Genomic DNA, 13060 nt, shown 5'->3' with positions numbered 1-13060 from the left:
AGCGGAATAACCTCCCACGAATAAGGGTTGCGAACTTGTCAAAACCAAACTCGCAACCCAACAAGACAATAAATTAATCTTCGATGACAATACCCATACTGCGTGCAGTACCTTCAACCATGCGCATAGCTGATTCAACGCTAGCAGCGTTTAAGTCAGGCATTTTTGTTTCCGCGATTTCGCGTACTTTATCACGCTTAACAGTTGCCACTTTATTACGGTTAGGTTCACCAGAACCAGACTCAATACCAGCTGCTTTTTTAAGTAAAACTGCAGCAGGTGGAGTTTTAGTAATAAATGTAAATGAACGGTCTTCAAAAACCGAAATTTCAACAGGAATGATAAGACCAGCTTGGTCAGCTGTACGAGCATTAAACTCCTTACAGAATCCCATGATATTAACACCGGCTTGACCTAGTGCAGGTCCAACTGGTGGAGCTGGGTTAGCTTTTCCAGCAGGAATTTGCAATTTAACAACTTTAACTACTTTTTTAGCCACGAGACACACCTCCTTAAAGTCCGTGATGTGGTAATAGGGGAATCCCCCTCCCACTCAACAACTTCATTCTTTATATGAATGACGAAATAACTAGCTAGCGATCTTGAGCGAACTCAAGACGTACCTTTGCTATATTACCACTTCTATACACTCATTTCAAGCTCTTTTGAATTACAATTTATCGATCTGCGTGAACTCAAGTTCCACGGGTGTTTCTCTACCAAACATATTAACAAATACTTTGACTTTGCTTTTATCGTAATCAATCTCTTCGATAGAGCCTGTGAAGTTAGCAAATGGTCCGTCGATGACCTTGACTGTTTCTTTCAATTCAAAGTCGATTTCTGTTTTGCGTTCTTCAAGACCCATTCTCTTCAGAATGGTTTCAGCTTCGCCTGGTAGTAGGGCTGTCGGCTTTGAGCCTGATCCAGCTGATCCAACGAACCCTGTGACACCTGGTGTGTTACGAACTACATACCAAGAGTCGTCAGTCATCACGATTTCCACTAGGACATAGCCAGGGAATACTTTCTTTTTGACAACTTTTTTCTTACCATTTTTAATGTCTGTTTCTTCTTCTTCTGGTACGACAACGCGGAAGATCTTATCTTGCATGCCCATTGATTCAACACGCTTTTCCAAGTTCGCTTTTACTTTGTTTTCATAGCCAGAGTACGTATGCACAACATACCAATTCTTTTCCATTTCGTTCAGGACTATTCAGTCCTTCCCTCCCCACATTTCGTAATGTCTATTTGACGAATCTCGAGTACCGGTAAATATTTTCAAGCAATTGAAAAAACCCGTAAAACGGGTTTTTTGGCAAGTCATATTATGATCTATTATAGCACGTTCAGCAGACCATTATTCAAGTATTAATGAATTAATTCGATTAATTGTGAGATTCCTATATCAAGAAAAGAGAAAAAGATTGCAAAGAATACGACTGTTAAAATAACAGTGATTGTGTAACGAATCATTTCGTTTTTCTTTGGCCAGCTGACCTTCTTCATTTCTTTTCCGACACTTTTTAAGAAACTGATAATACGCATTGTAAAAGACCTCCACAGATTAAAGAACGCAAATCTTACTTCGTTTCTAAATGTGTTTTATGTGAATTACAAGTCTTGCAATATTTCTTAACTTCTAATCTTTCAGCTGCTGAAGCATCACTTTTCATTGTCGTATAATTGCGGCTTCCGCAGTCTTTACAGGCTAGAGTAATCTTTTTCCTCATATTTACACCTATTTTCTCGACATCATTTCCTTAGTACCTTATCACAGTGTCGAAAAAGCTGTCAATATAGGTTTGATTAGAGACTAATCTCGCGAAGCTCTAAATATTTCTCTAATTTTCTCTTTACTCTTTGGAGTGCGTTATCAATTGATTTCACATGACGGTTTAAATCTTCAGAAATCTCTTGATAGGATCTGCCATCAAGGTAAAGCACAAGAACCTTTCTTTCCAGCTCGCTTAGTAGTTCACCCATCTTCATTTCGATATCATCAAATTCTTCTTTGCTAATGATTAAATCTTCTGGGTTAAGCGCTTTAGCACCGGAAATGACGTCCAACAATGTTCTGTCTGATTCTTCATCATATATTGGCTTATCTAATGATACATAGGAATTTAACGGGATATGTTTTTGGCGAGTAGCTGTTTTAATTGCGGTGATAATTTGGCGGGTAATACATAATTCTGCAAAAGCCTTAAATGAAGTAAGCTTGTCCTCTCTGAAATCGCGGATAGACTTATAAAGTCCGATCATCCCCTCTTGGACAATGTCCTCTCGATCCGCTCCAATCAAGAAATAAGATCTTGCTTTTGCACGTACAAAATTTCGGTATTTCGTTATTAAGTAATCTAGCGCATCACTATCTCCGACATGAACCCTTTCAATGACTTGTTCATCTTCCAACTGGCAAAATTGCTCTCTGATGGATTTATCCTTGCTGTTGTTTAGATTCACTTCGATCCCCCCGACCGCACCTAGATAGAAATATTATACATTAATGGTTGAAATATCGTCAAGCTATTCTAGATTCCCACGCCGCCATTTTTCAAACGTTTTCAATACATCTTCTGACAATTCTATCTTGGATGCTGGTTTATCAGAAGTAATCTTTTTGACTCTCGTTTCAATCTTTCGTTCGATCACTTCAATCTCTCTTAAAAGCTCTCGAGCCGACTTCCGAAGAGCTCCTTGTCCAAAGATTGCCCATTGTTCTGTAAAGTCTGAGGTCGCCACATGAATCTGCGTCCGAATATTATTCAAATCCTGGGCAAGCTTTTCAATCCGCTCATCAGCCGTTTCATTCTCTCTCGTAAAGATGACCTCTACTCGGTGATTGATTCGCTTTTTTTCGATTCCTTTGACCATATGGGCATCGAATACAACAATGACTCGATACCCTGTATAGGCTTGATATTCTGCTAAATTTTGAATCAGTATGTCTCTGGCTTCTTCAAAGCTGTTTTCCTTTAAGTGCTGCAGCCTTGGCCATGCACCTATCATGTTGTATCCATCGACTAAGAGGATGTCCATCTCTATTCTCCTAACGGATAACGTTTTCGATACACTTCATACATCAATAGACTAGCAGCAACTGACGCGTTTAACGAAGTGACCTTTCCGGCCATTGGCAGCTTAATTAGAAAATCACACTTTTCTTTGATCAATCGGCCAATCCCTTTTCCTTCACTGCCAATCACGAGAGCAAGCGGCATCGTGCCATCAAATTGTCTGTAATCCTGTTTGGCAGACGCATCTGTTCCCGCGACCCAGATTCCTCTTTCTTTCATCTCATCAAGAGCTCTTGAAAGATTGGTGACTTTGGCAACAGGAATATGTTCAATTGCTCCAGTAGATGCCTTGGCAACAGTTGTCGTTAAGCCGACCGCTCTCCTTTTCGGAATGACAATCCCGTGTGCACCTACAGCATCTGCTGTACGCATAATGGAACCTAAATTATGCGGGTCTTCAATTTCATCTAAGATAAGAAAAAATGGCTGTTCATTTCGCTGTTCAGCGATTTGATATAGATCGTCCAATTCTGCATATTCATATGCTGCTACTTGTGCAACGATTCCCTGGTGCTGACCTGTGACCATTTGATCAAGCTTTTTCCTCGGAACATACTGAATGGTAATATTTTGTTTTTTTGCGAGTTCAATGACCTGCTGGGCTTGTCCTTTTACAGTGTTTTCTGCCATCCAGAGCTTGTATAACTCTCGATCTGACTTTAGTGTTTCAATCACTGCATTTTTCCCAATCACATAATCATGTTGCTGACTCATTTGTCTTCCTCCCTGACGTTCCGATTTCAATCGCCTGACTAATCAGCTCTTCTAAGCGTTCGTCCTGCTTATCAATAAATAAATAACCCATGAGCGCTTCAAACGCCGTACTATAACGATACGTTTGAACGTCTGTGTTTTTAGGCACTGTGCCTGATTTTGCATTTCTTCCTCTTTTCAGCACCGCTTCTTCTGCTTCAGTGAAAAAGCCTTGCTGCTGAAGCGTAAATAAAATAGCTGCCTGAGATTTAGCTGAAACGATTTTGCTTGCTCGTTTGTGCAGCTCATTTGGTTTTGTCGCCCCCGTTTGGAGGAGGTGATGCCTCACGTAGACTTCAAAAATGGCATCACCCATATAAGCAAGCGCAAGTCCGTTCAATTGTTTACCGTCTTTCAGCTTTTCAAAATTCAACATGACCTATTCTCCTCTTTTCCAGCGAGTACCTTGAGGAGTGTCCTCCAATACAATATTCATGCTCTTTAACTGGTCACGAATTTGATCAGATAGCGCAAAATCACGATTTCTTCTAGCCTCATTGCGTTGTTCAATTAACGCTTCTACTTCTTTTTCAAGCGTATGCTTTTCTTCTAATGAGAAGCCAAGGACAGACGTGATTTCTTGGAACAAGCCGATAAATGCCTTGATCACTTCCTCCGAAGTATGATCATTTTCCATATAATAATTCGCCTGTTTCGCAAGTTCGAATAAAACAGAAATCGCATTTGCCGTATTGAAGTCATCATTCATTTCAGAAATAAATGTCGCTCTCTGCTCTTCAACCTTCGCCAACCATTTAGCATTGTCTTCTGTGATATTCGTGCTGCTTTCAAGGCGATGATGTAAATTAGCATAAGACGTTTTGAGTCGGTTAAACGCACTCTTTGTACTCTCTAGTAAATCCATTGAGTAGTTAATTGGATGACGGTAGTGAACCGACAACATAAAGAATCGAAGCACATCAGGATCTTGTTCTTTTACAATGTCATGCACAAGCACAAAGTTGCCAAGTGATTTTGACATTTTCTCATTCTCAATATTAATATATCCGTTATGCATCCAATATTTCGCAAATGGTTTGCCTGTCAAAGCCTCAGATTGAGCGATTTCATTTTCATGGTGAGGGAAGGTTAAATCCTGTCCGCCTGCATGAATATCGATTGTATCACCTAAATATTTTTTAACCATGGCCGAGCATTCAATGTGCCAGCCTGGACGTCCTTCGCCCCACGGGCTATCCCATGAGATTTCTTGGTTCTTTGCAGCCTTCCATAAAGCAAAGTCCAGCGCATCTCGTTTCTTCTCACCTACACGAATACGGGCACCTGTCTTCAGTTCATCAATCGACTGGTGAGAAAGCTTTCCGTAGCCTTCAAATGAGCGTGTGCTGTAATACACGTCACCATCTGCTTCATAGGCGTAGCCCTTTTCTATTAATGTCTCAATAAATGCAATGATATCATCCATATTTTCCGTCACGCGTGGGTGAAGATCAGCTTTTTTGCAACCTAGTGCACTGACGTCTTCAAAGTAGGCTTGGATAAAGCGGTCAGCAATCGTCGGAACATCTTCTCCGAGTTCATTGGCTGCTTTGATGAGTTTATCATCCACATCTGTAAAGTTTGAGACAAAGTTCACATCATAGCCGCTGTATTCTAAATACTTACGTACAGTGTCATAAACAATAGCAGGTCTTGCATTCCCGATATGAATGTAGTTATAAACGGTTGGTCCGCACACATACATCTTGACCTTTCCTGGCTCAAGCGGGACGAATTCCTCTTTCTTACGTGTCAATGTATTATAAATATTGATTGTCATGATTGTTCTTCCTTTCTGCTCAATGAAGCCAGCTCACCTTTTAGCTTTTCCATTTCTCGTTCCAATTCTTTGAAACGATCGGAAATTGGATCTGGCAAATCTTGATGATTGAGATCACGATTAATTTTCTTACCATTTTGAACGACGACTCGCCCAGGTATACCGACAACCGTTGAATGGTCAGGTACGTCCTTTAAGACGACCGATCCCGCTCCGATCTTGGCTCCTTTTCCGACTGTAATGGAACCAAGCACCTTTGCACCTGTCGCAATGAGCGCATCGTCTAAAATGGTCGGGTGCCGCTTTCCCTTTTCTTTCCCTGTTCCCCCTAATGTCACGCCTTGGAAAACAGTGACGTTGTCTCCGATTTCACATGTTTCCCCAATCACCACTCCCATACCGTGGTCAATGAAGAAGCGCCTGCCAATGGTGGCCGCAGGGTGAATTTCCACCCCTGTGAAAAACCGGCTGACCTGAGAAATGATCCGTGCAAGAAAGTACAGCTTCCGCTTATAAAATGCATGCGCGATACGATGAGCCCAAATCGCATGAAGCCCTGAATAGGTTAGCACTACTTCAATATAGCTTCTAGCAGCAGGATCTTGATCAAACACAGTATCAATATCTTCTTTCAGCATTTTGAAAAACACATGCTCCCCCCGTTCTCCCCATCAATCTCTCTTCGGACTTGCTCTCTTTTTTGGACAAATAAAAAACGCCTCTGCCATATGACAGAGACGTTTTGAAAACGCGGTTCCACTCTGTTTAGAAAGCCCTCATTTCGCAGCCTTCTCAACTTCATCCCATAACGGAGGGTACCGCCCTTGCATACTTACGTACTCGTGTTCCTCAAGGGTCTTGAGGGTGCATTTCCAACGTCTGCCCATAAGTCTCTTTCAGCCGGTGAAGACTCTTTCTGTGATGGACGAAAACATTGTACTTCTCCCTCGCAACGATTTCCTTATATTTGTTTAATGCGGTTTAATACCGTTTCTTTACCTAGTAGTTCAATACTTTGCGGAAGTTCTGGACCGTGCGTTTGTCCTGTGACAGCCACACGAATTGGCATGAATAGTTTCTTGCCTTTATGCCCTGTTTCTTTTTGGACCGCTTTAATAGCCGCCTTGATTTCATCAGGTGTGAAAGACTCAAGTCGTTCAAGCTGACCAGCAAATGATGCCATGACTTCTGGTACTTGCTCCTCTGCTAGAACTTCCTTTGCCTCTTGATTATACTCAATTTGCTCCTTAAAGAACAACTCTGTTAACTCAACAATTTCTGCTCCATAGCTTAATTGTTCATGATACAGAGCAATCAGCTTGCGCACCCACGTGTTTTTTTCATCTGACAGCTGCTCACTTACTTTGCCTGCTTTTTGAAGATGTGGAAGTGTTAGCGCAACAACCTGATCAAGATCAAGTGCTTTCACGTATTGGTTATTTACCCATTTTAGTTTATGCATATCGAATAGAGCTGGTGACTTAGAAAGTCGGTTCACATCGAAAATGTCGATGAATTGCTCTTTCGTAAACAGTTCTTCTTCGCCCACTGGAGACCATCCAAGTAGTGCAATGAAGTTGAACAGGGCTTCTGGTAAATAGCCCAAGTTTTTATATTGCTCGATGAATTGAATAATGGATTCATCACGCTTGCTTAATTTCTTGCGGTTCTCGTTCACAATCAGCGTCATATGTCCAAATAGCGGAACATCCCAGCCAAATGCATTGAAGATCATGATTTGTTTAGGCGTATTCGAAATGTGATCCTCTCCGCGGAGAATGTGAGTCATCTTCATCAAATGATCATCCACTGCTACAGCGAAGTTATAAGTCGGCGTACCATCTTTCTTCACAATGACAAAGTCACCGATGCCGTCTGTCTCAAATGAAATTTCGCCTTTGACCATGTCGTCAAATTTGATGATTTCTCCTTTTGGCACACGGAAGCGGATACTTGGCTCTCTTCCTTCAGCGATTAGCTTGTCCTCTTCTTCTTTCGATAAATGACTGCATTTACCAGAATATCGAGGCATTTCACTGCGGGCGATTTGTGCTTCACGCTCTTCCTCTAGCTCTTCAGCCGTACAATAGCACTTATACGCCAAGTCCTTCTCTAGCAGCTCATCATAATACTTTTTATAAATATCATTACGCTCTGATTGTCTGTAAGGACCGTAGCCACCATCTTTATCAATGCTCTCATCCCAATCAATACCGAGCCATTGCAGGTGGCGAAGCTGGCTTTCTTCTCCGCCTTCTACATTACGCTTTTGATCCGTATCTTCGATTCGAATAATAAATTTGCCGCCTTGACTGCGTGCGAACAAATAGTTGAAAAGAGCCGTTCTAGCATTCCCAATATGTAAATGACCAGTTGGACTCGGTGCATAACGAACACGCACTTCATTTCCCATGAGTTTAACTTCCTTTCATCTGCATCATGTTGTCTGACACCAATTTTTTATAAACGTATTTTATCATCAAATCTCATTCTCATCAAAATGAGTTTTACTTTTTCTGAAGAAGCACCGTTGCCTGAGAGGCAATTCCTTCGCCTCTTCCTGTAAATCCGAGTTTCTCCGTCGTCGTAGCTTTCACATTCACCTGTGTGACATCTGCCTCAAGCGCTTCTGCAATCTTCTCACACATCGGTTGAATATAAGGAGCCATTTTCGGCTTTTGCGCCATGATGGTGCAATCAATATTCACAAGTGTGTAGCCTTTTTCCTTTACTAGTGCCCACACATGCTGCAGTAATTGAAAAGAATCCGCATCCTTAAACTCAGGGTCTGTGTCCGGGAAATGTCTGCCGATATCTCCTTCAGCAATCGCACCTAGGCAGGCATCTGCCACTGTGTGGAGCAGTACATCAGCGTCTGAATGCCCAAGCAGCCCCTTTTCATATGGGATGGTGACCCCGCCGATAATCAAAGGTCTTCCCTCTGTTAATTGATGTACATCAAAGCCTTGTCCTATTCTCAACATGATCTAGTACCCTCTTTCCGCATCCATAATTGCCTTGGCAACCAATAAATCATCCGGTGTCGTCAGCTTAATATTGGTATAATCTCCTTGGACAATATACACGTTTTCACCATGTAATTGTTCCACAAGACTGGCGTCGTCTGTTCCAAGGAAACCGGTCCGCTCTGCATATTCATGCGCCTCTTTTAAAATAGAATGACGAAAAGCTTGTGGGGTCTGGACTGCCCACAAGCTCTGACGTTCAATGGTTTGTTCCACTTTGCCTTCTTGAACGCGTTTGATTGTGTCTTTCACTGGTACCGCTACAACCGCGGAGCCCTTTTCAATCGCTGCTTTAACGAGCAAGTCAATCTGTGTATGCTTAATAAAAGGCCTTGCCCCATCATGAACAAGCACGATGTCTGCATCTTTCACAGCCTTTAATCCTTCGTATACACTTTGCTGACGTTCCTCACCGCCGTTGACAAGTGAAACAGGCGTTTGAAACGCGTGTACCTTGAGAAGCCTTTCAAAGTCTTGACGCTCCTCTTCATTGATCGCTAGGATCATGCGTTTGCACTGAGCATGAGCGTCAAACACCTTTAGTGTATGAATAATGACCGGCATTCTTTTCAGCTCAATAAAAAGCTTATTGCGGCCGGCCTTCATTCGTTTCCCCTGCCCCGCAGCCGGAATAACTACTTCATAATACATGTTCGTTCTCCCTTTAGAGCGCCTTCTCCAGAAGTTTTGGCTTCGCAAAAATCATTCTTCCAGCAGCAGTCTGCAGCACACTTGTGACGAGCACATCGATGTCTTTTCCAATGTAATTGCGTCCTTCTTCGACCACAATCATCGTACCGTCATCTAAGTAAGCAACACCTTGGTTATGCTCTTTCCCATCTTTAATGACCTGTACCTTCATTTCTTCCCCAGGCAGCACAACCGGTTTCACCGCATTGGCTAGATCATTGATGTTTAACACTGCTACTTTTTGAAGTTCGCATACTTTATTTAAATTAAAATCATTTGTCACAACAACACCTGAAGTTAATTTAGCGAGCTTCACAAGCTTGCTATCAACCTCTTGAATGTCTTCAAAGTCACCCTCGTAAATTTCAACTTTGATATCTAATTCTTTTTGAATACGATTTAAAATATCAAGACCTCTTCGGCCTCTATTTCTCTTTAATACATCAGAAGAGTCTGCAATATGCTGTAATTCCTCGAGCACAAATTGAGGAATGACCATGACGCCTTCTAAGAATCCAGTTTGACAAATATCTGCGATTCTTCCATCAATGATAACACTTGTGTCTAAAATTTTCAGCTTTTTATCTTCTATTTCAGGTTCATCATCAGCTGCTCCTTTTTTCTTGGTGACCTTTGCAGATCGAGAGAACAGCCCCATCATTTCATCCTTCTTCTTAAACCCTACCTGAAATCCAAGGTATCCTAAAAAGAAAGCCAGGAAAATCGGAATAATGGTACCAAAAATATGATATGGGATATTGTTTAGCGGAATCACGTTTACAATAAGATATGCTAGAATAAGTCCAAATACTAATCCGAAACTTCCAGAAATAAGATCAGGAAGAGGCGCCTTTAATAGAGAATCCTCGATCCATTTCACCCAATTAACCACATAACCTGTGCACCATTTGCCGATGATTAAGAACACAGCGGCTCCTATTAGTGCTGAAGAGTAAGCATTTGTAATGAAAGGTATGTCCTTTACATTTAACAGCAGAAATAACTCTGGAATGATAAAAATCCCTACAACTGCACCAAAAATGATAAAAAACGCCTGAACGATTCTTTTTAACATACCTTCACCTCCTTTATTATTCATCTGTCAATCCACCCTCACCTGACATTGATATATGTTTAAGTTTCCTATCGTGTTCAACAGAAAACAAAAGCATCATTAATATACCCATATTCATCCATTTTTAACCGTATTGAGAGAAAATTTCTCTTCTTACAGCTGTCGATCGATATAATGTTTTTCTTGCAACCTTTTTAATCCTTTTTTTATCTTTTTCGCTCTTACTTCTCCAATTCCTTCTACTTCATCCAAATCTTGTACATCCGCTTCCATAATTCGATCTAACACACCGAATGCTTCAACCACGTTTTCGACGATTGGCATAGGCAGTCTAGGGATTTTGTGAAGCAATCTGTAACCTCTTGTGTACACATATTCGTCAATATTTGTAGAAGCTGGATAGCCTAGTAACTTGTACAGAATGGAATCATCTAAAAGCTCAAAGCTAGACATATCTTGGAGCTGTTTAAGCAGAACATATGGATCTTTAATCTTTTCTTTCACGTAATCTTTAATAAATAAAGCCGCTTCCTGCTCCATATCTGTAATCAGTTCATTGACTTGCAGACGGATCAAATGTCCTTCAGTTCCAAGCTCTTTGATATACATATTGATTTCATTTTTGATTCTAAGCACCATCTCGTAACGATGCAGCACGGATAATACATCACCAAAGGTCACAAGCTCTTCAAATTCCAGGGCGCTTAACGCAGAAATGGCGTGATCTAAAATGGTTTTATATTTCTCAAGTGTTTGTATGGCTTGGTTAGCCTTCGTTAAAATAAAGCCAATATCTTTCAGCGTGTAACGACGATTTCCTTGGTATAAGGTAATGACGTTCCTCCGTTCAGAAATTGCAATGATTAAACAGCCAGTCTGCTTCGCTACACGTTCAGCAGTACGGTGCCTCATGCCCGTTTCCGATGAATGGATGGTCGCATCTGGCATAAGCTGTGTATTCGCATACAAGATCTTTTGACCAGAATCGCTTAAAATGATGGCTCCATCCATCTTCGCCAATTCATATAAGTGTGCTGGGGAGAAGGCAGAATTAATGTGAAATCCTCCATCGACAACACTCTTCACTTTGTCGTTATAACCAACAACAATTAGCCCGCCAGTATTGGCCCTCAGGACGTTTTCGATCCCAGCCCGAAGAGGTGTCCCTGGTGCCACAAACTGTACGATATCTAAGAGATCGAGTTCTCTCGCTCCTTTTTTCTCTTTTTCCATTTCTATGATCCCCCTAGTGAAATTCGAAGTGCCTCCGCTACATTTTCTACACCGACTAACTCAATCCCTCTCGGCTTTTTCCATCCATCTATATTTGCCTGAGGAATAAACATTCGTTTAAATCCTAGTTTCGCAGCTTCCTGCACACGCTGTTCAATTCTTGATACTCTTCTGACTTCTCCCGTCAGGCCGACCTCTCCTATAAAGCAATCCGCTTGATGCGGCGCTGCGTCTTTAAAGCTTGATGCAATGCTGACCGCAATGGCCAAGTCAATTGCTGGTTCGTCAAGCTTCACACCGCCTGCGACCTTTAAATACGCATCCTGGTTTTGCAGAAGCAGTCCAACACGTTTTTCTAAAACCGCCATGAGTAGTGACACTCGATTATGATCAAGACCAGTGGCCATTCTACGCGGATTTCCGAAGCTTGTCGGTGAAATTAATGCTTGTATCTCGACTAGAACAGGTCTTGTTCCTTCCATTGAGGCTACGACACACGAACCCGATACACCTGCCGAACGTTCTTCTAAGAAAATTTCGGATGGGTTTAATACTTCCGTGAGCCCTTCCTCTCTCATTTCAAAAATCCCTAGTTCATTCGTCGAGCCAAATCGGTTTTTCACCGCACGTAAGATACGAAACGTATGATGACGCTCGCCTTCAAAATAAAGAACCGTGTCCACCATATGCTCTAAAAGACGTGGGCCTGCGATCGAGCCTTCTTTGGTCACGTGACCAACGATAAAAATTGGAATCCCATTTGTCTTTGCAATCTTCATCAGCTGTGCTGTACATTCTCTCACTTGAGATACAGACCCAGGAGCTGACGTAATATCGCTTTGATAAACGGTTTGAATCGAATCCACCACGACAAAAGCGGGTTTCATCTCTTGTATAGCAGACGTTATATACTCCATATCGGTTTCAGCCAAAACATGTAAAGAGGTGCTTTTTATGCCGAGGCGGTCCGCTCTTAGCTTCGTTTGTTTAATGGACTCCTCACCAGATATGTATAATACATTCTGATTTTTATCTGAGAGCTGTGCTGATACTTGTAATAATAAAGTGGACTTCCCAATCCCAGGATCTCCGCCAATGAGAACAAGAGAGCCTTTGACAATTCCACTTCCTAATACTCGATTAAATTCTTCTAAATTCGTTTTGATTCGGGGTTCATCTGATGTTTCAATTGCAGATATAGGTGAAGGTTTTTGAATGGTTTGAACAGAATGGTTAAAAGCGCTTCGACGGTTTGCTGGCTCTTTACGAACGACCTCTTCTGTCATACTGTTCCACGTGCCGCAGCCTGGACATTTCCCCATCCATTTGGCTGACTCATAACCGCACGATTGGCATATAAATTTTGATTTCGTCTTAGCCATAGATTGAAGAATACAACTCCTTATACTGGTCAGAAAAT

16 protein-coding genes and 1 other annotated feature are annotated in these 13060 nt (G+C 41.7%); all 16 genes read right to left on the bottom strand.

The window, feature by feature from the left end; genetic code table 11:
• Positions 1-73 precede the first annotated feature (73 nt).
• The gene (gene rplK, locus GPS65_RS16545; protein ID WP_003216956.1) at positions 74-499 is read right to left on the bottom strand and encodes a 50S ribosomal protein L11; all 426 of its coding nucleotides are present in this window, start codon (positions 497-499) and stop codon (positions 74-76) included.
• A gap of 171 nt (positions 500-670) precedes the next feature.
• On the bottom strand, positions 671-1204 hold the full coding sequence (nusG, locus tag GPS65_RS16540; protein ID WP_003217197.1) for a transcription termination/antitermination protein NusG: 534 nt from the start codon (positions 1202-1204) through the stop codon (positions 671-673).
• 170 nt (positions 1205-1374) lie between these two features.
• Positions 1375-1551 (bottom strand): preprotein translocase subunit SecE, encoded by a 177-nt coding sequence (secE, locus tag GPS65_RS16535; protein WP_003216942.1) that lies wholly within the window; start codon positions 1549-1551, stop codon positions 1375-1377.
• A gap of 35 nt (positions 1552-1586) precedes the next feature.
• The gene (gene rpmG, locus GPS65_RS16530) at positions 1587-1736 is read right to left on the bottom strand and encodes a 50S ribosomal protein L33 (protein WP_012008694.1); all 150 of its coding nucleotides are present in this window, start codon (positions 1734-1736) and stop codon (positions 1587-1589) included.
• A 76-nt stretch (positions 1737-1812) separates the two neighbouring features.
• Complete coding sequence (gene sigH / locus GPS65_RS16525; RefSeq protein ID WP_003217132.1) at positions 1813-2469, bottom strand: RNA polymerase sporulation sigma factor SigH; 657 nt, start codon at positions 2467-2469, stop codon at positions 1813-1815.
• Between the two features lie 63 nt (positions 2470-2532).
• Positions 2533-3045, bottom strand: a complete 513-nt coding sequence (gene rae1 / locus GPS65_RS16520) for a ribosome-dependent mRNA decay endonuclease Rae1/YacP (protein WP_003216949.1) — start codon at positions 3043-3045, stop codon at positions 2533-2535.
• Positions 3046-3047: 2 nt separating this feature from the next.
• The gene (gene rlmB, locus GPS65_RS16515) at positions 3048-3797 is read right to left on the bottom strand and encodes a 23S rRNA (guanosine(2251)-2'-O)-methyltransferase RlmB (RefSeq protein ID WP_003217141.1); all 750 of its coding nucleotides are present in this window, start codon (positions 3795-3797) and stop codon (positions 3048-3050) included.
• A complete protein-coding gene (locus GPS65_RS16510) occupies positions 3781-4212 on the bottom strand; it encodes a Mini-ribonuclease 3 (protein ID WP_012008693.1) in 432 nt (143 codons plus the stop codon). Before GPS65_RS16510 ends, rlmB begins: the two co-directional genes overlap by 17 nt.
• 3 nt (positions 4213-4215) lie before the next feature.
• Positions 4216-5616: a cysteine--tRNA ligase gene (cysS, locus tag GPS65_RS16505; RefSeq protein WP_012008692.1), complete on the bottom strand. Its 1401-nt coding sequence runs from the start codon at positions 5614-5616 to the stop codon at positions 4216-4218.
• Positions 5613-6266 (bottom strand): serine O-acetyltransferase, encoded by a 654-nt coding sequence (gene cysE / locus GPS65_RS16500; protein WP_012008691.1) that lies wholly within the window; start codon positions 6264-6266, stop codon positions 5613-5615. The genes cysS and cysE overlap by 4 nt, the downstream gene beginning before the upstream one ends.
• Positions 6267-6346: 80 nt before the next feature.
• Positions 6347-6578 (bottom strand) — a binding site (T-box leader).
• Entirely contained in the window at positions 6578-8029 is a 1452-nt protein-coding gene (gene gltX / locus GPS65_RS16495; protein ID WP_012008690.1) for a glutamate--tRNA ligase, read from the bottom strand. Its footprint overlaps the feature before it by 1 nt.
• Before the next feature lie 94 nt (positions 8030-8123).
• The gene (ispF, locus tag GPS65_RS16490; RefSeq protein WP_012008689.1) at positions 8124-8600 is read right to left on the bottom strand and encodes a 2-C-methyl-D-erythritol 2,4-cyclodiphosphate synthase; all 477 of its coding nucleotides are present in this window, start codon (positions 8598-8600) and stop codon (positions 8124-8126) included.
• A 3-nt stretch (positions 8601-8603) separates the two neighbouring features.
• Complete coding sequence (gene ispD, locus GPS65_RS16485) at positions 8604-9293, bottom strand: 2-C-methyl-D-erythritol 4-phosphate cytidylyltransferase (RefSeq protein WP_012008688.1); 690 nt, start codon at positions 9291-9293, stop codon at positions 8604-8606.
• A gap of 13 nt (positions 9294-9306) precedes the next feature.
• Positions 9307-10407, bottom strand: a complete 1101-nt coding sequence (locus tag GPS65_RS16480; RefSeq protein ID WP_012008687.1) for a PIN/TRAM domain-containing protein — start codon at positions 10405-10407, stop codon at positions 9307-9309.
• Between the two features lie 153 nt (positions 10408-10560).
• Positions 10561-11640 carry a DNA integrity scanning diadenylate cyclase DisA gene (gene disA / locus GPS65_RS16475; protein ID WP_012008686.1) on the bottom strand — a complete coding sequence of 360 codons (1080 nt, stop codon included), beginning with the start codon at positions 11638-11640 and terminating at the stop codon, positions 10561-10563.
• A 2-nt stretch (positions 11641-11642) separates the two neighbouring features.
• On the bottom strand, positions 11643-13022 hold the full coding sequence (gene radA, locus GPS65_RS16470; RefSeq protein ID WP_034620767.1) for a DNA repair protein RadA: 1380 nt from the start codon (positions 13020-13022) through the stop codon (positions 11643-11645).
• Positions 13023-13060: the final 38 nt, after the last annotated feature.

Origin of the sequence: Bacillus pumilus (assembly GCF_009937765.1) — a bacterium.
Classification (GTDB): domain Bacteria; phylum Bacillota; class Bacilli; order Bacillales; family Bacillaceae; genus Bacillus; species Bacillus pumilus_O.
The sequence above is the reverse complement of the archived record's forward strand: the minus strand, read 5'-3'. Positions and strand labels throughout refer to the sequence as shown.